Origin of the sequence: Desulfuromonas sp. TF (assembly GCF_000472285.1) — a bacterium.
Lineage (GTDB): Bacteria > Desulfobacterota > Desulfuromonadia > Desulfuromonadales > ATBO01 > ATBO01.
Window position 1 is genome coordinate 458,406 of record NZ_KI421412.1, and the last position, 26,514, is coordinate 484,919.

The following is a 26,514-nucleotide window of genomic DNA, read 5'->3' on the forward strand; positions in this document are numbered from 1 at the left end:
CCATGCCCTTTTGCCGCCCTCTCCTTCCCGACAGCCATTCCCTTTGACAAGACTTCCCTCTTTACCTTATACTCTTTGAGTTGTTTTTTTACTCAGTGAAAGGTCTTTCCCAATGGAAGTACTCGACATCCCACAGCTTTCGCGCCTCACGGCAAAAATCGGCAGTTACGGCAAGGAAAACCTGGAAGACATCCTCCATGTCCTGGTGGAGGCGGTGGCCCTGATTACCCGCCAGAACCGCTGCAGGGTCTATCTGGAGGACCTCACCAGCGGAAGTCTCACCTGCGCCGCCGTCAACGGTCTGCATGCCCGGGCCATCAGGGAGAAGACCTTCCCCATCAACTCCGCCGAGTTTCTGGTTTCCCGAGTGCACATCAGCCAGGAGGAAGCCGAGGTGGAGGACGTGGCCACCTTCCATAGTCCCTACGCCCGGGAGCTGGCCGAGCGCTTCGCCATCAGGTCAAGCTGCCATCTTCCCCTCCTGCATCACGGCCGCTCGGTGGGGGTGCTGTGCGTGGACAGCGGCCGCAAGGGGCAGCTCCCCTCGGATGCCCAGCGTCAGGTGCTGAAAGGCTTTCTGGAAGAAGTCGTTCCTCTCATCGACCAGGCCCGCAAGTACCACCAGCAGATCGTCCTTGCCCGGCGGGTGGACGAGGCGAAGAAAAAGGCCGCCGCCTTCTACATGGTCAAGTCGGCGGTGCGCCTGATCGATAAGCTCGCCCTGGCGTCGGTGCTGGTTCCCTTTCATGCCTCCGAAACGGACGAGGAGGGGCTGCAGATCCTGGCCTCCTATTCCAAGGAGAAGGAGGCCAGGCATGTCTACGAAGACGATCGGATGATCAATCTCGGGCCCGGCACGTCCCTTCTGTCGCGCTATATCAACAGCGCCGGGATCATCACCGACGAAACCCTGCTCTCCCCCCTCTATTTTCCCAAGCTTTCCTCGGAAACCCTGCAGAAGCGCTATCTTACCGAGGAGCTGGGGCTCAAGTCACTCTATGTGGTGCCGCGCTTCGAGCCGCGCACCAGGCGGGTGATCTGCCTGGTGAACTACTACACCCGGGAGGCGCACCGCTTCAGCGATTTCGAGAAAGGTCTCCTCGAGGCCCACGCCGAGATGGCCCAGCGGGTAATCCAGGAGATCGGCGGCGAGCACATGGAGATCCAGGTCCTGTCGGAAATCAGCGATCTCCTCCAGGAGCATTTCGAGGGGCTGCAACCCTTTCTGGTGCGGGTGCTGTCCAAGGCCACGGAACTCATCGGCGCGGACACAGGCAGTATCGCCCTGGTCCGGGAGCAGGAGGGGGAGCGCTGGCTGGTGGTGGAGGAGCCCGACGGCACGCTGGTCGGAGCCAAAAGCAAAGAGTGGCTGAAGAAGAACATACCACCCATCCGGGTTGGGGGGCGGGACCTGCCGCCGGAGGAGCGCAGCCTTACCGGCTATGTCGCGTCCACCGGACGTCCCTACGTAGTGGCCGACACTGCCGAGGAGAAGCGCACCAGCGGTCTCTACCGCGAGATCACCGAGGTGATCAAGAGCGAAATTGCCGTGCCGGTGGTCTTCGAGGACGAGGTCATCGCGGTCGTCTGCCTCGACAGCCTGCGCTCCTACCACTTCACCGACGAGCACAAGCGCATCCTCCTGATCATCGCCCGGATGATTTCCCGTCACCTGGCCGATCTGCAGCGGATCGAGAAGCTCACCTCCGAGGTCCACCGCCTGCGTTCGGACGTCGGCTACAAGGACCCGAAGATCTCTTCCTACAAGCTCGGCAACATCATCGGCAACTCGCCCAAGGCCAACGAGGTCGTCGATTTCATCCAGCGGATCACCCCTCCCATTTCCAACCGTATCGCCTTGTGGAGCCGCACCAACGCCCAGGCCGCCACGCTGGGACTTCCCTCTATCCTGATCACCGGCGAGACCGGCAGCGGCAAGGAGTTCATGTTCAACAACATCTTCTCCCGGCTCAATGAGATGTACCAGGCCCGGATCGACCCCAAAGGCGAGCTGCCGGTGCAGAAGACCAACATTGCCGCCTACAGCGGAGAGCTCACCTATTCGGAGCTCTTCGGACACAAACGGGGGGCTTTCACCGGCGCCCACGCCGACCGCCGTGGAATTCTGGAGGAGGCCCACGGCGGAGTGGTATTTCTCGACGAGATCGGCGATGCCGACCCTCGCACCCAGGTGCAGCTGCTTCGCTTTCTCGACAACGGCGGTTTCGTGCGCCTGGGGGAAAACACCACCCGCTTCGCCCGGGTCCTGTTCATCGCCGCCACCAACAAGAATCTCAAACAGCTCATCTCCGAGGGGCGGTTCCGGGAAGATCTCTATCACCGTCTCTCCGAGCTGACCATTGAGGTCCCCTCCTTGAACCAGCGGCGCGAGGACATCCCGGATCTGGCCGTGCACTTTATCGGCAAGCTCTACCGGGTCTACAAGAAGCCGGAGGAGAGCGAAGTCGATACTCCTTCCCTCTCCCGGGGGGCCCAGACCCTGCTTTCCAGACATCACTACACCGGCAATATCCGAGAGCTGCGCAGCATCCTGCTGAGGGCCTTGTTCTTCCGCAAGGGGCGCGTCATCTCCGAAGAGGACATCCGGAAGGTGCTGGGAGCTTCCGAAGAAGGGGTGCCGGAAGGGGCCGCGGAGAGGCTGACAGGGCAGGTGGCGCAGGAGATCTTCGATTCGCTCCTGCGGGAGGAGAGCGATTTCTGGGGAGGGGTCTATGCTCCCTATTCGGAGAACCGCATCTCGCGTGACGTCGTGGCGGCGGTGGTGGAGCTGGCCCGCCGCGAGGGAGCGACCACCATGCCCAAGGTGGCCGCGCTGCTGTGCGCCTGCGATCCAAGGAGCGACGACCCTGAAGAGCGCAAGACCTTTTATCGGTTCAAGAACTTTCTATACAAGACGATCCGCATCAGCTGACGCAATAGAGGGCTGATGAAAAGCGCCCATCTGCGGCGTTGTCCTTATCCTTCGTCAACGACGTACCTTCCGGTACGCCTTATGCCGAAGGATTTCGTCCGTCTTGCACCTGGGCACTTTTGATCAGCCCGGGAACCTGATTTTTCAAGATTTTCCCGATATTTTCGCTTGACAAGGGTGAAAAACTGCGCTTATATTGCGTCTTTCCATTTGGAAAAAGAAAATATTGAGAGCGAGGTGAAGTTGCATGTACGCGGTGATCAAGACCGGAGGAAAACAGTATAAAGTGTCCGAGGGAGACCTGGTGAAGGTCGAAAAGCTTGAAGGCGCGGTGGGTGACACCATCGAGCTTGGCGAGGTCCTCATGGTCGGCGGAGAAGAGGTTGCCATCGGAACACCTCTATTGCCTGGCGCGAAAGTCAAAGCGCAAATCGTGGAACAGGGCAAGGACAAGAAAGTCCTCGTTTTTCGTTCCAAGCGGCGCAAGGGCTTCCGCAAGACCTATGGACACCGTCAGACCATCACCCGCCTGAAGATTACAGGCATCGAGGCTTAAGGAGGCTTACCCATGGCACACAAAAAAGGCGTCGGTAGCTCCCGGAACGGTCGCGACAGCGCTGGCAAGCGCCTGGGCGTCAAGCGTTTCGGTGGCCAGGCAGTAACCGCTGGTTCGATTCTGGTCCGTCAGCGGGGGACGACCATCCATCCCGGGACCAATGTCGGCTGCGGCAAGGATTATACTCTCTACTCCCTGATCGATGGAGTGGTAAAGTTCGAACGCAAGGGGAAGGACAAGAAGAAGGTGAGTGTTTACACCGCCTGAATCGCCCCAGGAGAACTCCCCTGAATCAAAAAAGCCCGAGGTTCGCAGCCTGAACTTCGGGCTTTTTTCTATGATAAAGTTGTTATTGGTCCTTGGTCATTTGTCATTGGTAAAGGCAAAATCGAAGCCCGAATCTAGAGGTTTTTACAAATGACAAAGGACAAATGACAAAGGACGGCTTTTAAGATGAAATTCGTCGACGAAGTAAAGATCCATGTAAAGGCGGGTGACGGCGGCCGCGGCTGCCTCTCCTTCCGGCGCGAGAAGTTCATTCCCCTGGGCGGTCCGGACGGCGGGGACGGCGGCCACGGCGGCGACGTCTACCTGCGGGTCGAAAGCAACCTGACCACGCTGCTCGATTTCCGCTACCGGGTACACTACAAGGCGGAACGCGGCTCCCACGGCATGGGGAAGAACCGGCACGGCAAAAATGGCGCTCCCCTGGTCATTCAGGTTCCTCCCGGAACCCTTGTCTACGACCAGGAGACGGGCGAACTGCTGGCCGACCTTACCGAGCCTGATCAGGAGGTCCTCCTGCTGAAAGGGGGGATGGGCGGAAGAGGGAATGCCCGATTCGCCACCAGTACCAACCGGGCGCCGCGTCATGTTCAGCCCGGCACCCCCGGCGAGGAGCGCTGGCTGCGCATGGAGCTCAAGCTCCTGGCCGATGTCGGCCTGGTGGGGCTGCCGAACGCAGGCAAGTCCACCCTTATCTCCGCCGCCTCGGCGGCCCGCCCGAAGATCGCCGATTATCCCTTCACCACCTTGGTTCCCAATCTTGGCGTGGTGCGCTACGGCGGCTATAAAACCTTCGTCATGGCCGATATACCCGGCCTGATCGAGGGCGCCAGCGAGGGCCACGGACTTGGCACCCGCTTTCTCAAGCATGTGGAGCGCACCGACCTCTTCCTCCATCTGGTGGACCTCTCCTCCATGCAGGAGGGAGACCCGCTGCACAATTTCGAAACCATCAATAAAGAGCTGGAGCGCCACAATCCGCAGCTGCTGAAAAAAACGCAGATCGTGGTTCTGACCAAAACAGACATCACCGAGGTCCGCGAAAGGATTGAAGGCGTTCTGCCGTTCTTCGAGGCCCGTGGGTATCGGGTGTTCCCCATCTCCGCCGTCACCGGCGACGGGGTGCCGGAGCTGGTGTCCGCCGTTGGAGGCGTGTTGGAAGCCCGGCGCCGCCTGCAGGCGGGTGAGGCGAACGACACGCCTTGACAAGGGCCGGTTGAGAAGGGTAAGATTGCGCGGAATTTCAAAGTAAATTCCGCGACTTCCATGAAAGTTTCGCTTTATGCGCAAGATTCTTTTCTCTCACGTCCGGCGGGTGGTGGTCAAGATCGGCAGCGGGGTTGTCTCCAACCAGAACGGTCTGGACGTTCCCCGGATCGCATCACTTTCCCAGGATGTCTGCGCCCTGCTCGAACGGGGTTATGAGATCGTTCTGGTGTCTTCGGGAGCGGTGGCCGCCGGCAAGGGTGATCTGGGGATCGTCGGACGTCCTCCTTCCATCCCCTTGAAACAGGCTGCGGCCGCCATCGGCCAGAGTCGCCTGATGCGGGCCTACAAGGAGGGGTTTGTGGTTCGGGAGCGCAAAGTGGCCCAGGTCCTGCTCACCCGTGACGATCTGGCAAACCGCCGTCGCTATCTCAATGCCCGCAATACCCTGATGACCCTGCTGGAATACGGAATCACCCCCATCATCAACGAAAATGATACCGTAGTGGTGGACGAGATTCGCTTCGGCGACAACGACAATCTCTCCGCCATGGTGACCAATCTGGCCGAGGCTAATCTTCTGGTCATCCTCTCCGATGTGGACGGCCTCTTCGACAGCGACCCCACCCGGAACCCCGGTGCCCGGCTGATTCCGGAGGTCGAGCGCATCACCCCGGAAATCGAGGCGATGGCCGGAACCGCCGGAACAGCGCTGGGCACCGGCGGCATGGTCACCAAGATCAAGGCCGCCAAGCGGGCAGCCCTCTATGGCGTGGGTACGGTGGTCCTCAACGGCCGCACTCCCGGCGCTTTGACCCGCCTCTTCGACGGCGAGGACCTGGGAACCTATTTTCTTCCCGGAAACAATCGGATGGCCGCCAAAAAGCACTGGATCGCCTTCACCAAGAAGCCTCGGGGCAAGCTCTTCGTGGACGACGGGGCAAAGCGCGCCGTTTTGGACGGAGGCAAGAGCCTTCTGCCCTCTGGGATAAACGGAGTGGAGGGAGGCTTCGATCGGGGAGATGCGGTGCGCCTCTGCGATCAGAACGGGGTGGAATTCGCCAAGGGGGTCATCAATTACGCCTTGCCCGAGCTGCTGCGGATCATGGGTAAGAAAACCGGTGAAATCGAGAAGATTCTCGGTTACAAGTACGGGGACGAAGTGATTCATCGGGACAATCTCGTTCTAAAAAAATAGGTCAAAGGATAAAGGTAAAAGGTTAAAGGACAACCGTTTTTTGTCCTTCCTTTTACCTTTAGCCTTGAACCTTTAACCTGCTTTTTTGGAGTTTATCGATGAGCGTACGCGACGAAATGCGACAGCTGGCCCGGGAGGCGAAGGAGGCGGCGCGTATCATGGCCGGTCTCTCTTCCGGGGTCAAGAACGACCTTCTGCAGCACATGGCCGATGCCCTGGAAGCCGAGACAAAAGAGCTGATTTCGGCCAATGAAGCCGATCTGGCCGCCGCCCGGAAGCAAGGACTGCCGTCCGCCATGATCGATCGCCTTGTGCTGGACGAGAAGCGGATCGGGGACATGGCGTCGGGACTGCGCGAAGTCGCCGAATTGCCTGATCCGGTGGGTGAAATCACAGGCATGTGGCGACGCCCCAACGGCATTCAGGTCGGCAGGATGCGCATCCCTTTGGGGGTCATCGGCATCATCTACGAATCGCGCCCCAACGTCACCGCCGATGCCGCCGGTCTGTGCCTCAAAAGCGGTAATGCGGTCGTCCTGCGCGGCGGCTCGGAATCGATCCATTCCAACACCGCCATCGGCCGGATTCTCAAAAAAGAGCTCGAACGCATGGGCCTGCCGGCCGCCGCCCTGCAGGTGGTCTCTACGACCGCTCGTGAGGCTGTCAACGAACTGCTCAAGCTGGAGGAGGAGATCGATCTGATCATTCCGCGCGGCGGCGAAGGACTGATCCGTTTCGTCAGCGAAAACTCCCGCATACCGGTGATCAAGCATTACAAGGGGGTCTGCCATACCTTCGTCGACGCCAGCGCCGATTTTGAAATGGCCGAAAAGATCTGCATCAACGCCAAAGTGCAGCGTCCCGGGGTGTGCAACGCCATGGAAACACTTCTCATCCACAAGGACATCGCCGAGACCTTCATTCCCCGCATCGCCGAGATCATGCGCAAGAACGGCGTCGAGCTGCGTGGCTGCCCGATCACCCGGGAGTTCGCTCCAGAGGTCAGGACAGCGACCGAGGAGGACTGGGGGGCCGAGTTTCTCGACCTCATCCTGGCGGTCAAGGTGGTGGAGGATCTGGACGAGGCAGTGGGTCACATCCAGCGCTACGGTTCACTGCACACCGAGGTGATCGTCACCCGGGACTACGCCAACTCCCAGCGCTTCCTGAAGGAAGTCAACTCGAGCGTGGTCATGGTCAACGCTTCGTCCCGTTTTTCCGATGGCAACCAGCTTGGGCTTGGGGCGGAAATCGGGATCTCAACCTCCAAGCTGCACTCCTTCGGCCCCATGGGATTGGAAGACCTGACCACCCGCAAGTTCGTGGTCTTCGGCGACGGACAGATAAGGCAGTGATGCTAGAGCATCTCCCCTCACGCTTATGCGAATTGGAATTTTAGGCGGAACGTTCAATCCGATTCACCTCGCTCATCTGCGTATAGCCGAAGAGGTGCGCGAGGCGTGCTCCCTTGACCGGGTTCTCTTCATTCCTGCCGCCGATCCGCCGCACAAACCCGTCGCCGAAGAGGTCCCTTTTGCCCAGCGCCTGGCCATGGTCGAAGCCGCCATCGCCGAGAATCCGGCTTTCGCCGCCTCCGATCTCGAATCCCATCGAACGGGCAAGAGCTATTCCGTCCACACCCTTGAGATCCTGCGCCGTGACCAGCCGGATCAGGAACTCTTCTTCATCATTGGCATGGATTCCTTTCGCGATATCGGATCGTGGCGGGAATATCGCCGCCTTTTTCCTCTGGCGCATATCGTTGTCGCCGCCCGCCCGGGAATCTCCTCCGATGACCCTCAAGCCCTGCTCCCCGTTGCCATCCGGGGGGACTTCTGCTATGATGTGCAGTCAAAAACCTTGCTTCACCGCAGTGGCAACAGGGTGATTTTCCTGGAGGAGACCTTGCTGGATATTTCCTCCACCCGCATCCGCCGACTGGCGGCCGACGGCCGATCGATACGGTATCTGGTCACTCCCGCCGTCGAAGAGTATGTTTCCACCCACGGTCTCTATCGGGACCAGAAAAGGTTTTAATTTTGCATTCGAAAGAACGGGCTCTTTTCTGCGCCGCCTACGCCCTGGAAAAAAAGGCCTTCAATGTTCGCATTCTGGAAGTCACCGGCGTATCGACTCTCACAGACTATCTGTTGCTCGCCTCGGGCCGCTCCGACCGTCAGGTTCAGGCAGTGGCCGAATCGATCCGGGCCGGACTGAAAAAGGAACACGCCACTGCCCCGCTGGCCATCGAGGGGATGAACGAGGGGCGCTGGGTCCTGATCGACTACGGGGATGTGATGGTCCATGTCTTTCAGGAGCCGGTCCGTGAATTCTATGACCTGGACGGCCTCTGGAGCGAAGCGGCCGAAGTGCCTATCCCTGACGAATACCACTGGGAGAGAAAGGCCGAAGTCCGGTGAAGTTGCGCCTGATCTGCGTCGGCAAGATCTCAGCCCCCTATCTGCAGGAAGGGGTCAATGAATATGTCGGCCGCATCAAGCGCTATCTTCCCCTGACTACAGTCGAACTCAAGGAAGAAAAGGGCGGCGGCAAGAACGTCGACCCCGCCTTCATCCGGGACAGGGAAGGGGAGCGGATCATGGAGAAGATCCCGGCTGATTCCTTTGCCGTAGTTCTGGATGAGCGGGGAACTTCCCTCAATTCGCAAAAGCTTGCCGAACGGCTCGACCGGCACATGGTCCATGGAACGCGGGAGTTGATCCTGGTCCTTGGAGGGGCCTACGGGCTGAGTACGACCGTGAAGAAACGGGGGGACTTCCTGCTGTCCCTCTCCCCCTTGACCTTTACCCATCAGATGGCACGTCTCATTCTCCTGGAGCAGATTTACAGGGGTCTGACCATTCTACGGAACGAGCCGTACCACAATCGATAGGAGCGGGAGTCTATGGACGAGAAGAAACTGGAAGAAGCCAGCGAGCGTCTGCTGCAGATGCGCCGGAAGGTTCTGCAGGAGGTTCACGACTCCTATGAAGCGAGCCGGGAGATCGGGCAGGACGGGGTTCCCGATATTGGGGACATGTCGGCCAACACCTACAGCCGGGACGTTCTGCTCAACCTCAGTGAAAACCAGCGGCAGAAGGTCCGGGATATCGATGCGGCTCTTGAGCGCCTCGCCAAGGGAGTATATGGCATCTGCATGCGCTGCGAGGAGGAAATCCCCCCCCGCCGGATGGAAGTGCGGCCTTTTTCCAGATATTGTGTGGACTGCAAAGCCGAAGTCGAAAGATTCGGCGAATGAATTTCAATGAGTTTTCCCGCCCGGGGAAACGCACCCAGGAGTGACTATGATTGCTTTGGCGATTTTTTTGGCGGTGTTCATAGCCTTTGTTTTTGTCTTCCTCTATTTCTGGGGAATCAACCCCGGTGACGTGACGATCTATCTCACCTCCGACCAGAGCCTGACCCAGCCCATTCCCATCATGATCGTCGGAGCGATTATGGCCGGGCTGGTGATCGGCTACGGTTTCCACATGGTCAGCCTGCTGACGCATGGTGTTCACCACTGGCGATTCAATCGCAAGGACAAAAAAGGGCGGGAAACTACCTCGATCTATCGGGAGGGAGTGGGACGGCTCCTTTCCGGAGACATAAAAAAAGCGAAGGCCCTTCTGCAGAAGGCTCTGGACCGGGATCCCTCCCGCATCGAAACCTATATCGCCCTGGCCAGTGTCCACCTTCAGGAAGGCGCTTCACAGGAGGCGGTCAATCTGCTTCGCAAGGCCAGGGATATTGAGCCGCGAAACCTCGAGGTCCTGTTCAAGCTGGCCAGCACTTATGAAGAAACCAACTACCATGAAGAAGCCCGGCAGGCCTATAAGGAAATCCTTGCCGTCGAGAAGGATAATCGCAAAGCGATTCGAACCCTTCGCGATCTGCACATCAGGCACGAACGTTGGCAGGAGGCGCTGGATCTACAGAAGCGGCTGTTAAAGGCCGGACCGAGCAGCGAGCGCCTGGAAGAGGAGAAGAAAAAGCAGCTTTATCTCCGTTATGAGGTCGCGCGCAAGGCCCTGAGCGAGGGACAGACCGATCAGGCGAAGGAGGAGTTCAAGGAGATCATCAAACAGGCTCCCGACTTCACCCCCGCTCGGGTCTCCCTGGGGGATGCGTATCAGTCCCAGAAACGTCCCGATGAAGCCGACCGGGTCTGGCAGGAAGGGTATAAGGATCTCGGAAGAAGCGTCTTCCTGTCACGCCTCGAGGATCTCTACATGGAAGCCGAAGATCCAACCACCCTCCTCTCATTCTACCGCAACGCCATTCTAGAGCGGGAGGACGATCTCATGCTTCGGCTCTTTTTCGGCAAACTCTGCCTGAGACTGGAGATGGTGGATGAGGCTCTTGAACAGCTCTATGCCGTGGAAAATGCAGGGGTCGACACCCCCCATCTTCATCTGCTGCTGGCCGAGGCTCATCGGCGCCGCAGCCGGATCGACGAAGCGATCGGAGAGTATAAAAAAGCCCTGGGCGTCGACTCCCGGATCAGCCTGGGATATGTTTGCGACACCTGCGGCGAATCTTCCGTCGAATGGTTGAGCCGCTGTCCCGAGTGCGGCACCTGGGGCAGCTTCAGCCGGGCTGACCGCCAGCTGATCCGTAACGCCCGCCCTGTAGAGGCGCGAGCCATTTATCATGGAGAGCGGCACTGATGAATTCCTCAAAGAAGGGGCCGGTTGCCTTGGTCATTCTCGATGGATGGGGCATCAGCGATACCTGTGATGCAAACGCCGTCTGTCAGGCGCGGACCCCTAATCTCGATACCCTGCAACGGGAGTTTCCCTCTACCCGCATCGGCGCATCCGGTCCCCATGTCGGGCTTCCTGAAGGGCAGATGGGCAACTCGGAAGTCGGCCATCTCAACCTGGGAGCCGGGCGCATCGTCTATCAGGACCTGACCCGAATCAGTCTGAGCATCGAGGAGGGAGATTTCTTCCGCAACCCGGTCTTTACCGAAGGGCTTGCCAGGATCAAGGAAAAAGGGGGAAAGCTCCATCTGATGGGACTTCTCTCCGACGGCGGGGTCCATTCCCACAACACCCATTTGTACGCCCTGGTCGAACTCGGCAAGCGCTGCGGCATCGACGACATCTGCGTCCACGCTTTCCTTGACGGACGGGATACGCCGCCGTCCAGCGGCGTCGACTATCTGGCCCAATTGGAAGAGCGCCTCGAAGCGATCGGAGCCGGCCGGGTAGCCACCGTTATCGGCCGCTATTACGCCATGGACCGCGACAACCGCTGGGACAGGGTCCACCGCGCCTATCGCGCCATGACGCTGGGTGAGGGGGAGAAGGCCCCCCTTTCAGCAGTCGCCATCGAAGAGGCCTATGCCGCCGGTCAGACCGACGAGTTCGTCGAGCCCAGGGTCATTCAGAAATCGGGAACAAAGGCGGGAACCGTCGATGACGGCGACGGCATCATTTTCTTCAACTTCCGCTCCGATCGCGCCCGGGAAATCACCCGGGCCTTCACAGATGACGACTTCAAGGGGTTCCAGCGGGAAAAGACGCCTGATCTCGCCGCCTACGTCTGCATGACCGAATACGACGAAACCTTCGGCCTGCCCGTGGCGTTTCCGCAGGAAAATCTTTCCAACATTCTCGGCGAGGTTCTGGCAGGAGCCGGCAAGACCCAGCTGCGTATCGCCGAAACGGAAAAATACGCCCACGTCACCTTCTTTTTCAACGGAGGGAGCGAAGTTCCTTTTCCCGGTGAGGAGCGGATACTGATCCCTTCTCCCCAGGAAGTAGCCACTTATGATCAAAAACCGGAAATGAGCGCAGGCCCCGTGACCGATGAAGTCGTGAAACAGGTGGGCGAAGGCAGGTTCGACTTCATCGTCCTCAACTATGCCAACCCGGACATGGTTGGACACACCGGAAACCTCCCCGCGGCCGTCCGCGCCATGGAGTTCGTCGACGCCTGCACGGGACGCGTGGTGGAGGCTGTCTTGAACGCGGGAGGATCTGTCATCCTCACGGCCGATCACGGCAATTGCGAAAAGATGGCGGATCCCGAAGGGTCTCCCCATACCGCCCATACCACAAATTTGGTTCCTCTTGTCCTGATCGATGCAGAACTTAAAAACGCCACCTTAAGATCGGGTATCCTTGCCGATATCGCACCGACGATTCTCGATCTGATGGGACTGCCGAAGCCGGCGGAGATGACGGGGAGAAGCTTGCTTCAGGGTTAAAGGGTTTGCGGGGCGCCGGAGAAATCCCTGGCGCTTCTTTCCCGGGGGGGGAATATGTTCATGTTTAATCCGCGCCGGATGCGTCGGAGCCTGGCTGACCTCCTGAACCTGGTGCTGCCCCCCGCCTGTCCGCTGTGCGGGCGGGAGTCGGTTCGGTTGGGGATCTGCTCCGCCTGTTTCGCCGGCATTCACCCCGTCGTCTCCCCCTGCTGCCCCCGCTGCGTCCTTCCCTATCCCACCGAAGAGGGGACCGACCATCTCTGTGAAGCTTGCCTGCGGGCATCTCCACCCTTTGAATGGGCCCGGGCAGCCGGGGTCTATGAAGGAGTCCTGCGGCAGGCGGTACATCATTTCAAGTATCGCGGAGCCGTCGATCTCGATCGTCCGCTGGGGCAGCTGCTCGCGGCGACCATGGAAGAGCCGGTTTCCCGGTTCCGCCCCGACCTGCTGGTTCCCGTCCCCCTCCACAATAGCCGCCTGAGAGAGCGTACCTACAACCAATCCCTTCTTCTGGCAAAAGTTCTCGGGAAAGAGTGGCGGCTCCCGGTGGCGGCGCGGCACCTGCTACGGGTCAGGGCGACCTCCCCTCAGCAGGGCCTCAACGCGCAGCTTCGCCGGGCCAACATGAAAGGAGCCTTTGCCTTGCACAGGCCGCTGGCGGGAGCGAAAGTCCTGCTCATCGACGACGTCCTGACAACGGGCGCTACGGCGGCCGAATGCAGCCGGATATTGCTGGAAGGAGGAGCAGGCGCGGTCGGTGTGGCCGTTCTGGGCCGCGCCCGCAAAGATCCTTGATATTTTCAGCCAATGGATTAAGTTAACTCCATCCGGCTGGAGCTTCCGGAAGACCCGGTTCAAGCAATCTCAAAATCGGGATGATCTCTACGGTTTCATTCCCTTTTCTTCCAGTTCACTCAGCGCTTCGGCGGTCTTCCCCAGCCCTTCCAGTCCCATCCCCTTGAGAACGTTGGGTGCCTTGGAGAACTGGATGCCGTCATACTGCACCACCTGCACGTGATTCCCCCAGGGATCGAGAAAATCGAGTCCGGGGCTGGGCAGGATCTCGGCCTCAAGTTCCTCGAGAGCGTGCCGCACCGACTCCCTGTCGTCGACCACCAGGCCGAAATGACGAGCCCGATCCGCTTCCTGGGTGCGGCGTGGAGACAGGTTGATGAACTGATCCCCCAGGTCGATAAAGGCCATGCCGTCGTGCCGCCCCCGCAGCTTCAGTTCGAACAGCCTGCCGTAAAACTCCAGGGCGGCTTCTACATCTCCGACTTCGAGGGCCACATGGTTGATGCCGACGGCCCGGGCTTTCGTTTTTGCTGACATGCGCACCTCCTTTGAGACGTAAAAAAGAAGAGCGCAGGGGGGCTCCCTGCGCTCTTGTCCATTCATGATCAGGTGCGTATCAACCCAGGGCCTGCTTCATGTCGTCCGCGACGTTTCCGATCGGGGCGATATTGAAGTTCTCGACCAGGAAGTTGAGGACATTCGGGGTGATGAAAGCCGGCAGGCTCGGGCCGAGCTTCATGTTCTGGATCCCGAGGGAGAGCAGGGAAAGCAGAACCACTACCGCCTTCTGCTCATACCACGAAAGGATGATGGAGAGCGGCAGGTCGTTCACTCCGCACTCGAAGGCGTCGGCCAGGGCCAGAGCGATCTGTACCGCCGAGTAGGCGTCGTTGCACTGGCCGACATCAAGCAAGCGGGGAATGCCGCCGATGTCCCCGAGGTCGAGCTTGTTGAAGCGGTACTTGCCGCAGGCCAGGGTCAGGATGACCGTGTCCTTGGGCAGCTGCTCGGCAAATTGAGTGTAGTAGTTGCGCCCGGTCTTGGCGCCGTCGCAGCCGCCGATGACGAAGAAGCGGCGGATCTGGCCGCCCTTGACGGCGGCGATGACCTTGTCCGCCAGCCCCAGCACGGCGTGGTGACCGCAGCCGGTGAGGATATCCTTGCCCGGTTTCTCGGGCAGATCGCCGGCAGCCTGCGCCGCCTTGATGACCTCGGAGAAATCCCAGCCCTCGATGTGCTTTACGCCCGGCCACTGCACACGGCCCCAGGTAAAGAGGCGATCAATGTAGTTCTCGGCTGGACGCTGGATGCAGTTGGTATTGAAGATGATGGCGCCCGCGAAATCCTGGAACTCCTTGTACTGGTCCTGCCAGGCTCCGCCGAAGTTGCCGGCGAGGTGCTTGTACTTCTTCAGGCCCGGATAGCCGTGCGCCGGCAGCATCTCGACATGAGTGTAGACGTTGATGCCTTTCCCTTCGGTCTGCTTGAGCAGTTCCTCGATCATCTTCAGGTCATGGCCGGAGACGAGGATCCCTTTGCCGGCCCGGGTCCCTGTGTTGACCGGGGTCGGCACCGGCGGCTGGAAGCGCTCGGTATGCGCCTCGTTGAGCAGGCCGGTGCACTGAATGTTCATCTTGCCGCATTCCATGCAGAGATTGACGAAATCCATCAGCCCCTTGCTCTTGTCCAGGGTGGCGGCCATGGCCTTGTGAATAAAGCCGTAGATCTCGTCGCTGTCTTTCCCGAGAATGTGGGCATGGTCTGCATAGGCGCTCATCCCCTTGCACCCGAAGATGAGGGTCTGCTGGACGGAGTGGATGTCCGGGTCGCCCTGTGGGACCATGACCGGATGTCTGCGTCCTTCGGCTACCGCCTGCTCGGGGCTTTCCGGGGGTGACCAACGGCGGGCTTCTTCGGGTACATCCCCCTGGAAGGGGCCTCCGGCGGATTTCTCATAGAGCTGCTGTGCCCGGTCACGCATGGCAGAGCACTGGCGCGCAACCGTGGTCAGGTTTTCCGGATCGAAATCGACATTGGTGACAGTGCTGAAGAGGGCCTCGATCATGAAAACATCGATTTCCCGGTCGATTCCTCCCTTGGCACGGGCCTTATCTGCCCAGAATCCGACTCCCTTGAGCCCCCAGACGATCAGATCCTGGATGGCGGCGACTTCGGGCGTCTTGCCGCAGACGCCGATCTTGGTGCAGCCGGTACCTCCGGCGGCTTGTTCGCACTGGTAACAGAACATCTCTTCCATGTGACCTCCTTTGCTGGCGGGTACGAATATTCTCTCGTTGAAAAACCTCTATAGGTTTATCAGAGATTGAAAAAATTGCCAGACGAAAACCGGGCATTTTTGTGAAATCCTAATCCTTGCCCGAGCCGTTTGCCTGTGATATTTATGCATCCGTGAAAAAAATCCGTTATTACATCACCGGTCACGGACTCGGCCATGCCAGCCGTTCCTGTCAGATCATCAATACCCTCCGCCGCCGACATCCCGGCATTGCGGTGGAGGTGGTTTCCGATGCTCATGCGTGGTTTTTTGCAGGCTTTCTCGACCCATCGGTACTGGTGCGCCGACGGCGGCTGGATATAGGGGTTCTGCAGCAGGACAGCCTGATCATGCAAGAGGGGGAGACTTTTCGGGCCTGTCGGGAACTGATGGATCATCGGGAAGCCATCGTAGCCGAGGAGGCTCGTTCCCTTCGAGAACAAGGGGTCGATGTGGTGGCTGCGGACATCCCGGCGTTGGCCTTCGCCGCCGCCGCCAGGGCGCACATTCCGGGGGTGGGGATCAGCAATTTCTCCTGGGACTGGATCTACGGGGAAATGGCGCCGGCGCACCCTGATTGTGCCGACGTGGTGCAATCGATGCGCCGGGACTATGCCTGCTCCGATCTGCTCCTGCGGCTCCCCTTCCACGGTCCCTGCGACGCCTTCCGCTCGATCGAAGATCTTCCTTTGGTTGCGCGCCGTTCCGCCTGCATACCCTCCGGGGTTCGCCGGGAGCTCGGCATTCCGGAAGGCGTCAAGGTCGGCCTCATCTCCTTCGGCGGCTTCGGGCTGAAGGATTTCGACTTCTCCTTCTTGGCGACAATTCCCGGATGGTTTTTCCTCGCCGGAACCGAGATGGCGGCGGACTGCGCCAATATCCGGATCATAACCCCGGACCGGATTCCCTACCCCGACCTGGTGGGCGCAGCCGATGCCGTCATCACGAAGCCCGGTTACGGCATCGTCTCGGAAGCCATCGCCAACGATACTGCCGTGCTCTATACCTCCCGGGGCGCTTTCCCCGAGCAGCCCCTCCTGGTAGATGGCCTGCACCGCTACGGCAGGGCCCGTGAGATCGATAACAATCGTCTGCGCCGGGGGGACTGGGGAGAGGATCTGGAGGCCCTCCTGGCCCAGCCTTCGCCCAAAGAGCGTCCGGCCACCAACGGCGACGAAGTGGCCGCCGATCGACTGGCGGAACTCTGTGAGTATTGAGGAGGATAAAGAGGTCAGATTGAGGGATATCTTCGATCGTCTCGTCGATCATTTCGGTCCCCTGCACTGGTGGCCGGCCGATTCGCCCTTCGAAGTGGTGGTCGGCGCCATCCTCACCCAGAACACCGCCTGGCGCAACGTGGAGCTGGCCGTGGCCAACCTCAAGGGAGCACAGGCCCTCTCGCCCGAAGCCCTGCGGGAGGTGACAACCGGGGAACTGGAGCAACTCATCCGTCCCGCCGGATTCTTCCGCCAGAAGTCCGAGCGCCTGAAGCTGTTCGTCGAGCATCTCTTCCGCCGTCACGGCGGCGGTCTCTCGTCCCTTCTGTCGGGGCCGCTGGAGGAGGTTCGCGGGGAGCTGCTCACCCTGAAGGGGATCGGACCGGAGACGGCCGACTCCATCCTGCTCTACGCCGGCGTACGTCCCTCTTTCGTGGTGGACGCCTACACCCTGCGCCTTTTCACCCGCCTGGGAGTGCTCGGAGGGACCGAGGGGTACGAGGCGGTCCGGGCTCTGTTCATGGCGAATCTCCCCCACGAGACGGACCTGTTCAACGAATACCACGCCCTGATCGTCGAGGAATGCAAGACCTTCTGCCGCAAGCGACTTCCTCTCTGCTCCGCCTGCCCCCTCCAGCCTGTCTGCCCTTTCGGTTTAAAAGAAGCGCACAAGGGGTAACCCATCGTAACCGACGGGTGGAGGTTTCTGGGCCGTGAGCCTGAGCGCAGCGAATGTGAACGGACCTGAAAGCTCCGCGCGACGGTGAGGCCACCGAAGCAGTCGAGACAGAGGTCGCAAAAAAAGGGGAGCGGAATCGCTCCCCTTTTTTGTCGTCATGTGTTCCTTTTTTACCCTTTCAGCACCCGCGCCGCCTCTTTGGCGTGATAGGTGATGATCAGGTCGGCGCCTGCGCGCTTCATGCCGAGCAGGGTCTCCATCATCACCCTCTCGCCGTCGATCCACCCCTTCTCGGCCGCGGCCTTGATCATCGAGTACTCGCCGGAAACGTTGTAGGCGACCAGCGGCAGGTCGAAACGCTCCTTGAGGTCGCGGAGGATGTCGAGGTAGGCCAAGGCCGGTTTGACCATGAGGAAGTCGGCGCATTCCTGCACGTCCAGGGCCGCCTCGCGGAAGGCCTCGGAGCGGTTGGCCGGGTCCATCTGGTAGGAGCGGCGGTCGCCGAACTGAGGGGTCGATTCGGCGGCGTCGCGGAAAGGGCCGTAATAGGCGCTGGCGTATTTGACGGCATAGCTCATCACCGGGATATGGTCGAAATCGTTGGCGTCGAGGATCTCGCGGATAGCCGCCACCCTGCCGTCCATCATGTCGCTGGGGGCGACGATATCGGCCCCCGCCCGGGCGTGGGAGAGGGCCTCGGCTGCCAGCAGCTTGAGGGTTTCGTCATTATCGACATCGCCGTCGACGATCACCCCGCAGTGGCCGTGATCGGTGTATTCGCAGAGACAGACGTCGGTGATCACGGTCAGCTCCGGTACTTCCTTCTTGATCGCCCGGATGGTTTCCTGAATGATGCCCGTTTCGCTGTAGGCGTCCTGGCCGACGGGATCTTTCGCCTCGGGAATACCGAAGAGAATGACCGCCGGAATGCCGAGTTCGTGCACCTCCCTGGCTTCGGCCACGATGTGCTCGATGGACTGCTGATAGATACCCGGCATGGAGGTGATCTCCTTCTTGATGCCCTTGCCGAAGGCGCTGAACATCGGATAAATCAGGTCGTCCGTCCGCAGATGGGTTTCGCGGACCATGCGACGGATCGTGTCGTTGCGGCGCAGGCGGCGGGCACGGTATTCGGGAAAGAACATTTTTTCATCTCCGTAAAAAGGTTTCGGGTATCAGGTCTCAGGAATCAAATCGGATGTCAGGGGTTTGGCATTTTCTGTCCTGAATCCTGACTCCGGATTCTGCATAGAAATCGACCATCGCCTCCATCATCCCTTCAAGGGTGTAGATCTGAGGCTGGACGGCGACGTTCAGGCCCATGCGCTCGGCTGTTAGGGTGGTCAGGGGGCCGATGGAGACCACGTTCACCTTCTCCAGCAGGTCGGCGGCATCGGGGCCGACCATCTCCAGAAAGTTTTCCACCGTGGAGGAAGAGGTGAAGGTAACCGCGTCGATCTCTTCCGCCGTCAGCAGCTCCCGGATGCGATCTCCCCCGCCGACCGGCGCAACGGTGCGGTAGGCGACGGGGGCGGCGATCACGGCGCCGGCGGCGGCCAGCTCTGCGGGGATCAAGTCGCGGGCCAGGTCGGCACGGGGGTAGAGGATGCGTTTGCCGGCGATGCCCTGCTCCTTCAGCAGCGCCACCACTCCTTCGGCCCGGTACTCTTCCGGCACCAGGTCGGGCGAGATTCCTCGGGCCCGGATCGCCCCCGCCGTTTTAGGACCGACGGCGACGATCCGCACACCGGCAAGGGAGCGCACGTCGGCCCCCTTCCACGCGAGGCGGGCGAAGAAAGAGTCGACAGCATTGGTGGAGGTGAGGATCAGAAAGTCAGTGCGGTCCAAAGCGGCGATACCGGCGTCGAGGTCAGACCAGCTCTCCGGCTCGGCAGTGGCGATGGTGGGGCAGCAGACTGCTTCGGCCCCCTGCAGGGCAAGGAGGGCGATGAACTCCCGGGCCTGCTCCGGCGTCCTGGTGACCATGACCCGCTTGCCGAACAGGGGTCGATTGTCGAACCAGCGAAGTTTCTCTCTCAATTCCACCACCTCGCCGACGATGATCACCGCCGGCGGCTTGATCCCCGCCTCGCGCACCTTCTCCACCACATTCCCCAGGGTGGCCGTGAGAGTCTGCTGGCGGGGAGTGGTCGCCCAGCGCACGATCGCCACCGGCGTTTCGGCGGGACGCCCGTGGGCGATGAGTTCCTCGGTGATCAGGGGAAGGTTGGCCATCCCCATGTAGAAGACCAGGGTGCCGACCCCGGTGGCCAACTTTTCCCAGTCGAGGCTGGACATCTTTTTGGCCGGGTCTTCGTGGCCGGTAACCAGGCCGAGGCTGGTGGTGTAATCGCGATGGGTCAGGGGGATACCGGCGTAGGCGGCGGCGGCGAAGCCGGCGGTCACCCCCGGCACGACTTCAAAGGGTATTCCGGCATTGTGCAGATGGAGCGCCTCTTCGCCCCCACGGCCGAAAACATAAGGATCCCCGCCCTTGAGACGGGCCACGATCAGCCCCGCACGAGCTTTCTCCTCGAGAAGCGCATTGATGTGGTCCTGCGGCTGGTGGTGGCACCCTTTTTTCTTGCCGACATAGATCCGTTCGGCCTCGGGCGGAGCTTCGTTCAGAAAAGCCGGGTTGGCCAGATAGTCATAAACGACGACATCGGCTCTGCGCAGGCATTCGAGCCCCTTGACGGTAATGAGGCCCGGATCCCCGGGACCGGCGCCGATGAGATAGACAATACCCGTTTTCAATGTCGCTGCCGCCTAAAAACCGGTAAGGGCACGGCGTGCCGTGCCCTTACTTCATTTACCCGATAGGAAAAAAATCAGACTTCTTCCCGGCGCTCGTCGAAGGTTTCATGCTGATAGACCTCGTTGAGGATTTTTCCGGCCCCCTTGATCAGCAGGTCGTCGGCCAGGGAGGTGCCCAGGTGCCCGGCCTCCTCCGCTTGACCCTCGACGGTCTGTTTGAGGAACTGCTTCCCGTCGACGCTGGAAACCAGCCCGGTGAAAGAAAGTCGGTCGCCCTTCACGGCGCCGAAGGCGGCGATGGGTACCTGGCATCCGCCTTCCAGGCGGCGCAGAAAGGCCCTTTCGGCGATGACGGCGGAGGCAGTCGCGGGGTGGTTGAAGAAGTCGATGAGGGCATTGATTTCGGCGTCCTCGATACGGCTTTCCAGTCCCAGAGCCCCCTGCCCGATGGCGGGAAGGGAAATCTCGGTCTCCAGGTATTCGCTGATCTGCTCGGTAAATCCGAGACGATGCATTCCGGCGGCAGCCAGGATCACGGCATCGAGATCGTCTTCGGTGAGCTTGCGGATGCGGGTTTCGACGTTGCCGCGGATGTCGATCATCTGCAGGTCAGGGCGCAGGTGAAGGAGCTGGGCCTTGCGGCGCAGGGAGGATGTGCCGATGCGGGCACCCTGGGGCAGATCGCGCCAACTCTTGACTCCGGGCTTTAAGATGACGATGTCACGCGGGTCCTCCCGCTCGGTGATGCAGCGCAGCGCGAGTCCTTCGGGGAAGATCGTGGGGACGTCCTTCATCGAATGCACGGCAATGTCGATCTCGCCGCGCAGCATGGCCTCCTCGATTTCCTTGACGAACAGCCCCTTGCCTCCGACCATCGCCAGGGGAACATCGAGGATCTTGTCGCCCTGCGTCTTGATCTTGGTCAGGGTGACCTCCAGGCCGGGGTGGCGCTTCTCCAGCTCCGACTTCACCCAGTTGGCCTGCCAGAGGGCCAACTGGCTGGCCCGGGTTCCTATGCGCAGCGTTTTCTTGCTCATGATTTGTGGCTCCTTAACTCCGGATTGTGATCGTCCAGGGACTTGATTTCGCCCTCCGGCTCGGGGGGCTTCAGGTCGAACAGAGCCCGCACGGCGTCCACGTAGCTGTCGCCGGAGGCGTCATTCTGCGAATTTTTCAGGGTGGTGATGGGCTGGTGCAGCACCTTGTTGATAATGGCGGAGGTCAGCGCCTCGATAGCCTTGCGCTCTTTCTGGTCGAGATCCCTGAGGATGGAGAAGGTCTTCTCCAGCTCCCCGCGCCGCACTTCTTCGAGCTTGCTTCGCAGAGAGACGATGGTGGGAACCACCTCCAGGCTCGCCAGCCAGCGGAAAAACTGGCCGATCTCCTCGTCGATGATCCCTTCGGCCTTTTTTGCTTCTTTCTGGCGTTCTTTGAGGTTGGACTGCACCACACCCTGCAGGTCGTCGACGTCGTAGAGATACACGTTGTCGATTTTGTTCACTTTGGGATCGATATCGCGGGGTACGGCGATGTCGATGAAGAACATCGGCTTGTTCCTGCGGCGGCGGATGACTTCCTCCACCGTTTTATGGCCGAGTATGAAATTGGGCGCTCCGGTGGAGGTGAGGATGATATCCACCTGGGGCAGGTGATCGGGAAAGCTGTCGAAAAGGATCGGCCTGCCGTTGAATTCCGCGGCGAGTTTTTCCGCTCGTTCGAAGGTGCGGTTCGTCACCATGACAGAGGAAACGCCGTTGTTGATGAAGTGGCGCGCCGCCAGCTCGCACATCTCGCCGGCGCCTATGAGGAGCACCGTCTTGTCTTCGAGTTTTCCGAAAATCTTGCGGGCCAGCTCCACGGCGGCAAAGGAGACGGAGACCGCGTTGCTGGCGATTTCAGTTTCGGTGCGCACCCGCTTGGCCACGGAGAAGGCCTTGTGCAGAAAGCGGTTGAGGATCAGGCCGGCGGTCTTGAATTCGGTGGCGTAGCCGTAAGCGGTCTTGATCTGGCCGAGGATCTGCGGCTCGCCGATGACCATGGAGTCGAGGCTGGAGGAAACCCGAAAGACGTGGCGGATGGCCTCCTCCCCCTGGTAATCATAGAGGTGGGATTCCAATTCCTGCGATGGGATGCCGTGATAAGCGGCGAGAAAGCGCCTGAGCTGCACCAGTCCAGCTTCCGGGTCTCTGCTTGTGGCATAGAGTTCCACCCGATTGCACGTGGAAACGATGACCCCTTCGGTGACAGCCGGTAAGGCCATCAGCTCCCGGAGTGGTTTTTCCATGGCGGTGGGAGGAAAAGCGACACGTTCGCGTATTTCAACGGGGGCGGTCTTGTGACTGAGCCCCACAACAATAATGTTCATACTGCCGATCCGTAATAGGTTCCGTCCAAAAGCCTAGCGGCCTCCCAAGGCATTGAAACTGTGCTCACCGGTAAGAAGAAGGTTGACCCCCAGGAAGGTGAAGAGCACGCACAGAAATCCGATGATGGCGAAAATCGCCGCGCGGCGCCCGCGCCAGCCGATAGTCAGCCGGCCATGGAGCAGGGCGGCATAAAGGAACCAGGTAATCAGGGCCCAGGTTTCCTTCGGGTCCCAGCGCCAGTATCCGCCCCAGGCCGAATTGGCCCAGATGGCGCCGGAGATTATTCCCATGGTCATCAGGGGAAAACCGAAGGTGAGGCATTTATAGTTGATGCTGTCCAGGGTTTCCAGGGAAGGAAGGCGATAATAAAGGGCGGAAAATTTTTTGCTCTTGAGCATCCGCTCCTGCAGCAGATACATGACTCCGGCGGCAAAAGCCACGGTGAAAACGGCGTTGCCGGTAAAAGCCAGAACCACGTGTACCGGAAACCACCAGCTGTCCAGAGCCGGATTGAGTTCCGTCGCCGTTTTGGGCGCGGCGCTGCTGGCAATCATCAGCACCACGGCCAGGGGGCAGCTGAAAGCGCCCAGCACCGTCATGCGGTAGCGCATGTCGAAGAGGAGGAAAATGCCGACGATGGCCCAGGCGAAAAAGGATAGAGACTCATAGAGATTGGCCACCGGCGTATACCCGGATTCCAGGTATCGGCTCAACAGGGTGGCGCAGTGTACCGTGAAGCCCGCGATCAAGAGCCACCGGGCGGCCTTGCCCGCTTTTTCCCGCCGGGCGATGACATCGATAAGATAGAGAACCGTCGAGACGAAGTAAAACAGGAGAGTGATTTTGAAGAACAGGAAGTGAAGGTTCATGTCATCTCTTTCGGCAGGTGAATCCCTAGCTCCGCCAGTGAAAAACCCTCACCGAAGAGGGTCTCGAGAAGATGGTCGATGCCGGCGGTGTTCCGGCGGGCGATCAGGGCAGGCAGACCGCCGTCCAGAATACGGCGCAAAATCGCTCGATTATATTCAGTTTTCTTTCCCAGTGTCAACCGCTTTCGGCGCAGGGCCGCGGCGATCTCCAGGACGGTAGACCACTCGGGACCGAGGGTTCCGCTCAGGTGATCCCTGACCAGAGCGGCCAGCGCCGGACTGCTTCCCCCGGTGGACACGCTCACCGTCAGGTCCCCCCGGACCAGCAGGGCCGGAAGGGTAAAGTCCCCAGCGGCTGGTGCATCGGCCATGTTGATCAGCACGCCCAGCTCGTGGGCCTCGCGGAGGACGGCGGCGTTCACCTCCCGGTCGTCCGTGGCGGCGAAAGCCAGAAAAGCCCCCTCCAGGTCCCCCCTGCGGTAGGCGCGGCGGATGACCTCAATCTTTTCCAGATCCCCTTCCTGCTCATTCTGCTCGGGAGCGATCAGTCGCACCCGGGCTCCGGACCGGAGCAGGGACCGAACCTTGCGCAGCCCCACTTCTCCCCCTCCGATCACGACGCAAAGGCGGTTCTCGAGCTGCAGAAGGATGGGATAGTCGGGCATAATGAAGGCTAAAGGAAAAAGGTTAGAGGCCCAAGCTTCAGGCCTCAAGCTTAAAGCTTAAAGCTGGGGTCGTCATATGCCGAACAGTTCTCCTTCCACCAACTCAACGAGAAGATGGCCGAAGAAAAGGGCGGCTTCCAATCCCCGGGACGCGGAGTCGGTGTTGATCCGGAACACCAGGGCGGGTTCCTCCTCCATGGTTGCCTTGCCATGGATTACGGCGGCCGTTTCGCAATCGAGTTGCCGAGCCGTGGCGAGGGCCTCCTCCAGTGCCTCGTCACGCCAGGCATCACAGAAGGCCAGGACCATGTCCCCTTTGACGGCAAGCGCCCGCAGCTGTCGGGAAAAGAATTGCTTGCCTTCTCCGCCCCGGCACAGAGAGGTGGCGAGGACGGTGTTTTGGCACAGGGAAATGACCGGAAGCAGCGGCCGCTCCAGGGAGAGACGGTGCAGAAAGTGATTGGCTACAAGTGCGGTGATCGACCCCATGGCTCCGTTGCCCAGCAGCAGGAGTTTGCCGCCACGATGAAAAATTTCCACCAGCTGCCGGGCAAGATCCAGCATCTGACCGGTCTGCTGCCGGAACGCTTCCTCGATAACCGACGAATGATCCTGAAGAGCTTTGGCGACTCTGTCCTTTTCCATCGTGGGCGAACCTCGCATGATTTACTTTCCGCAGATGATAGGAGGAGGGCAGCGGCGTGTCAAGAAGAAGGTCCGTGCCGGGAAATTAAGTCCTTGATTTTTCTGGGAGGTGTTTTATGATGGTTCAGTAATTCTTTCATCTTCCATGTCAGCTAAAGGAGATAGAACCATGGCCAGTGATAAAGTCGTTCAGCTTTCCGATGATACTTTTGAGAGTGAAGTTCTCAAATCGTCCACCCCTGTTCTGGTGGATTTCTGGGCTTCATGGTGCGCCCCCTGCAAGGCGATCAGCCCGGTCGTCGACGGGCTGGCCGAAGACTACGACGGCCAGGTAAAAATAGGCAAGCTCAATGTCGATGAAAATCCCGCCACCCCCGGCCAGTACGGGGTGCGCGGCATCCCGACCCTGATCCTCTTCAAGGACGGCAAGGTGGTCGACCAGGTGGTAGGGGCCGTTCCCAAGAACCAGTTGGAAAGCTTGATCAAGAAGGCTCTCTAAAGAGAATTCTACTCTTCATCAAAATCAAAAAAAGGACCCGCAAAATGCGGGTCCTTTTTTTTTCGGTGTTCGCCCGCGCCTGCGATGCCGCGATCTCTTCGGCGATGCCTTTCAATGGGGTAGTTTGACGGTGGGCGGAGGGGGGAATAAACTGGACATAGGAGGCTGGTGGACAGTAAAAGACATAAAAGACCTTCATTCGGGGAGGCGGCCATGAAAACAGCGATCTTCTTTACAGGCATGCTCTTTCTGCTGAGCGGATGCGTTCATGTCCTGTCCGACGAGGCGCTGCACGCAGTCGATCCCACCGTGGAATATGAGCAGGTCAAGGCCGACCCGGAAGCCTGGCGGGGCAGCACCCTGGTGCTGGGCGGCCGCATCATAGAGGTGACGAACGAAAGAGCCGGGACTACCCTCGAGATTCTGCGCTATAACCTTGATCGTTCCGGATATCCGACCAGCGTGGACGAGGCGGGGGGAAGATTCATGGCAAGAATCGGGCATTTCCTGGATCCTGAAGTCTACGAGGCCGGCCGCATGGTGACCCTCACCGGGATGGTGGAGGGGAGCGAAACCCGTCCCATCGGAGGGGTCGACTATGTTTATCCGGTTTTTAGGGTGGGTGAGCTCCGCCTCCTGAGAGAACCTTACCGGAGCTACTATTACCCGCCTTATTACTATGGATATCCCTACTATTGGGATCCTTTCTACGATCCCTGGTATCCCTGGTATCGATATCCTTATTGGCCCCACAGGCACTACGGCTTGCCGTAGACCTCCCTGATTTTCCGGAGGAAAAATGCGCCTGGCGGTTGCAGCCGGGCGGTTACTCGTTACTATGTATTGTCGAACCCCTGAAATCCAGCCAATCGCAGCCAATGAGGCCCTCCGCCATGATCCATTCCCAATCGCTGGTCGACTATGAGAGGTTCTGCACCGCCAAGGTGGTTATTTTCATCGACAACAGCAACCCGGATCAGACCTACCAGCTTCTGATCGACCATGGAGAGGCCATCGAGCGCCTTGTCGGACTCTTTTCGGCCCGGGTGCTGATGGGGGATCAGAAGCGATTGAAGGCCGATTTCATCATCGAACACGAGATCGCCGATGCCTGGATCCTGCTGGTTCCGGCCGGCCGCAACCGAGGGCTGGCAACCGGGAGGGATCCGCAGCGCGTCAATGTCGATGCCAAAAGCAGCTGGGAGACCTATGCCTTCAAGGAACTGAACCGGCAGATCAGGGAGACGGCGCAGATCATCGAGGAGGTGACCGCTCCCTATCGCCGCCGGCGGGAGACTCTCCCTTCCTCGCTTCCGTCTTCCCTCGGCTCCGGCTGAGGGAAGGACATCCAAG

The 26,514-nt window shown here is 59.9% G+C and carries 27 protein-coding genes; 18 read left to right on the forward strand and 9 right to left on the reverse strand.

The genetic code is table 11. The features are described from left to right. The first annotated feature begins 112 nt into the window (after positions 1 to 112). The 13 genes from DTF_RS0102075 to DTF_RS21475 all read left to right on the forward strand — a co-directional run bounded on the left by DTF_RS0102075 (position 113) and on the right by DTF_RS21475 (position 13,189). A complete protein-coding gene (locus DTF_RS0102075; protein ID WP_027713970.1) occupies positions 113 to 2,932 on the forward strand; it encodes a GPMC system transcriptional regulator in 2,820 nt (939 codons plus the stop codon). Positions 2,933 to 3,179: 247 nt separating this feature from the next. After that, entirely contained in the window at positions 3,180 to 3,488 is a 309-nt protein-coding gene (gene rplU, locus DTF_RS0102080) for a 50S ribosomal protein L21 (protein ID WP_027713971.1), read from the forward strand. 12 nt (positions 3,489 to 3,500) lie between these two features. After that, complete coding sequence (rpmA, locus tag DTF_RS0102085; RefSeq protein WP_027713972.1) at positions 3,501 to 3,755, forward strand: 50S ribosomal protein L27; 255 nt, start codon at positions 3,501 to 3,503, stop codon at positions 3,753 to 3,755. Positions 3,756 to 3,941: 186 nt separating this feature from the next. Beyond that, positions 3,942 to 4,979 (forward strand): GTPase ObgE, encoded by a 1,038-nt coding sequence (obgE, locus tag DTF_RS0102090; protein WP_027713973.1) that lies wholly within the window; start codon positions 3,942 to 3,944, stop codon positions 4,977 to 4,979. A 76-nt stretch (positions 4,980 to 5,055) separates the two neighbouring features. Beyond that, positions 5,056 to 6,177, forward strand: coding sequence for a glutamate 5-kinase (gene proB, locus DTF_RS0102095; protein WP_027713974.1), 1,122 nt, complete (start codon positions 5,056 to 5,058; stop codon positions 6,175 to 6,177). 98 nt (positions 6,178 to 6,275) lie between these two features. Continuing rightward, positions 6,276 to 7,532, forward strand: a complete 1,257-nt coding sequence (locus DTF_RS0102100) for a glutamate-5-semialdehyde dehydrogenase (RefSeq protein ID WP_027713975.1) — start codon at positions 6,276 to 6,278, stop codon at positions 7,530 to 7,532. 25 nt (positions 7,533 to 7,557) lie between these two features. Further along, a complete protein-coding gene (gene nadD, locus DTF_RS0102105) occupies positions 7,558 to 8,214 on the forward strand; it encodes a nicotinate-nucleotide adenylyltransferase (RefSeq protein ID WP_027713976.1) in 657 nt (218 codons plus the stop codon). A gap of 2 nt (positions 8,215 to 8,216) precedes the next feature. Beyond that, positions 8,217 to 8,597: a ribosome silencing factor gene (gene rsfS, locus DTF_RS0102110; RefSeq protein ID WP_027713977.1), complete on the forward strand. Its 381-nt coding sequence runs from the start codon at positions 8,217 to 8,219 to the stop codon at positions 8,595 to 8,597. Next, positions 8,594 to 9,070: a 23S rRNA (pseudouridine(1915)-N(3))-methyltransferase RlmH gene (locus DTF_RS0102115; RefSeq protein WP_027713978.1), complete on the forward strand. Its 477-nt coding sequence runs from the start codon at positions 8,594 to 8,596 to the stop codon at positions 9,068 to 9,070. The genes rsfS and DTF_RS0102115 overlap by 4 nt, the downstream gene beginning before the upstream one ends. 12 nt (positions 9,071 to 9,082) lie before the next feature. Further along, positions 9,083 to 9,436 (forward strand): TraR/DksA family transcriptional regulator, encoded by a 354-nt coding sequence (locus DTF_RS21470; protein ID WP_051360724.1) that lies wholly within the window; start codon positions 9,083 to 9,085, stop codon positions 9,434 to 9,436. Between the two features lie 46 nt (positions 9,437 to 9,482). Further along, positions 9,483 to 10,847: a tetratricopeptide repeat protein gene (locus DTF_RS0102125; RefSeq protein ID WP_027713979.1), complete on the forward strand. Its 1,365-nt coding sequence runs from the start codon at positions 9,483 to 9,485 to the stop codon at positions 10,845 to 10,847. After that, complete coding sequence (gpmI, locus tag DTF_RS0102130; protein WP_027713980.1) at positions 10,847 to 12,394, forward strand: 2,3-bisphosphoglycerate-independent phosphoglycerate mutase; 1,548 nt, start codon at positions 10,847 to 10,849, stop codon at positions 12,392 to 12,394. Before DTF_RS0102125 ends, gpmI begins: the two co-directional genes overlap by 1 nt. Before the next feature lie 60 nt (positions 12,395 to 12,454). After that, on the forward strand, positions 12,455 to 13,189 hold the full coding sequence (locus tag DTF_RS21475; RefSeq protein ID WP_155890668.1) for a ComF family protein: 735 nt from the start codon (positions 12,455 to 12,457) through the stop codon (positions 13,187 to 13,189). A gap of 87 nt (positions 13,190 to 13,276) precedes the next feature. Here DTF_RS21475 and DTF_RS0102140 read toward each other — a convergent pair whose 3' ends face one another. After that, on the reverse strand, positions 13,277 to 13,726 hold the full coding sequence (locus DTF_RS0102140; protein WP_027713981.1) for a VOC family protein: 450 nt from the start codon (positions 13,724 to 13,726) through the stop codon (positions 13,277 to 13,279). 79 nt (positions 13,727 to 13,805) lie between these two features. Further along, positions 13,806 to 15,437 carry a hydroxylamine reductase gene (gene hcp / locus DTF_RS0102145; protein ID WP_027713982.1) on the reverse strand — a complete coding sequence of 544 codons (1,632 nt, stop codon included), beginning with the start codon at positions 15,435 to 15,437 and terminating at the stop codon, positions 13,806 to 13,808. A 161-nt stretch (positions 15,438 to 15,598) separates the two neighbouring features. Between hcp and DTF_RS27025 the strand changes: the two genes are divergently transcribed. Next, positions 15,599 to 16,681 (forward strand): hypothetical protein, encoded by a 1,083-nt coding sequence (locus DTF_RS27025; RefSeq protein ID WP_027713983.1) that lies wholly within the window; start codon positions 15,599 to 15,601, stop codon positions 16,679 to 16,681. Then, a complete protein-coding gene (locus DTF_RS0102155; protein WP_226989122.1) occupies positions 16,671 to 17,360 on the forward strand; it encodes an endonuclease III domain-containing protein in 690 nt (229 codons plus the stop codon). Before DTF_RS27025 ends, DTF_RS0102155 begins: the two co-directional genes overlap by 11 nt. A 170-nt stretch (positions 17,361 to 17,530) precedes the next feature. Here the strand turns inward: DTF_RS0102155 and hemB are convergent, their stop codons facing one another. The 7 genes from hemB to DTF_RS25060 form a co-directional block, all read right to left on the reverse strand. Continuing rightward, positions 17,531 to 18,505 (reverse strand): porphobilinogen synthase, encoded by a 975-nt coding sequence (gene hemB / locus DTF_RS0102160; RefSeq protein WP_027713985.1) that lies wholly within the window; start codon positions 18,503 to 18,505, stop codon positions 17,531 to 17,533. A gap of 37 nt (positions 18,506 to 18,542) precedes the next feature. Beyond that, the gene (gene cobA / locus DTF_RS21480; protein ID WP_051360730.1) at positions 18,543 to 20,117 is read right to left on the reverse strand and encodes a uroporphyrinogen-III C-methyltransferase; all 1,575 of its coding nucleotides are present in this window, start codon (positions 20,115 to 20,117) and stop codon (positions 18,543 to 18,545) included. A 74-nt stretch (positions 20,118 to 20,191) separates the two neighbouring features. Further along, a complete protein-coding gene (gene hemC, locus DTF_RS0102170) occupies positions 20,192 to 21,154 on the reverse strand; it encodes a hydroxymethylbilane synthase (RefSeq protein WP_027713986.1) in 963 nt (320 codons plus the stop codon). Beyond that, entirely contained in the window at positions 21,151 to 22,482 is a 1,332-nt protein-coding gene (gene hemA / locus DTF_RS0102175) for a glutamyl-tRNA reductase (protein ID WP_027713987.1), read from the reverse strand. Before hemA ends, hemC begins: the two co-directional genes overlap by 4 nt. Positions 22,483 to 22,515: 33 nt before the next feature. Further along, positions 22,516 to 23,352: a c-type cytochrome biogenesis protein CcsB gene (gene ccsB, locus DTF_RS0102180; protein ID WP_027713988.1), complete on the reverse strand. Its 837-nt coding sequence runs from the start codon at positions 23,350 to 23,352 to the stop codon at positions 22,516 to 22,518. Beyond that, positions 23,349 to 24,017, reverse strand: a complete 669-nt coding sequence (locus tag DTF_RS0102185) for a bifunctional precorrin-2 dehydrogenase/sirohydrochlorin ferrochelatase (protein WP_027713989.1) — start codon at positions 24,015 to 24,017, stop codon at positions 23,349 to 23,351. The genes ccsB and DTF_RS0102185 overlap by 4 nt, the downstream gene beginning before the upstream one ends. A 72-nt stretch (positions 24,018 to 24,089) precedes the next feature. Then, the gene (locus DTF_RS25060) at positions 24,090 to 24,662 is read right to left on the reverse strand and encodes an SIS domain-containing protein (RefSeq protein WP_051360732.1); all 573 of its coding nucleotides are present in this window, start codon (positions 24,660 to 24,662) and stop codon (positions 24,090 to 24,092) included. A gap of 169 nt (positions 24,663 to 24,831) precedes the next feature. On the opposite strand from DTF_RS25060, the gene trxA reads away from it, so the two are divergent. The 3 genes from trxA to DTF_RS0102210 all read left to right on the forward strand — a co-directional run bounded on the left by trxA (position 24,832) and on the right by DTF_RS0102210 (position 26,498). Then, positions 24,832 to 25,161, forward strand: coding sequence for a thioredoxin (gene trxA / locus DTF_RS0102195; protein WP_027713990.1), 330 nt, complete (start codon positions 24,832 to 24,834; stop codon positions 25,159 to 25,161). A gap of 213 nt (positions 25,162 to 25,374) precedes the next feature. Next, complete coding sequence (locus DTF_RS21490; RefSeq protein ID WP_051360734.1) at positions 25,375 to 25,935, forward strand: Slp family lipoprotein; 561 nt, start codon at positions 25,375 to 25,377, stop codon at positions 25,933 to 25,935. 119 nt (positions 25,936 to 26,054) lie between these two features. Then, positions 26,055 to 26,498, forward strand: coding sequence for a hypothetical protein (locus DTF_RS0102210; RefSeq protein WP_027713991.1), 444 nt, complete (start codon positions 26,055 to 26,057; stop codon positions 26,496 to 26,498). Positions 26,499 to 26,514: the final 16 nt, after the last annotated feature.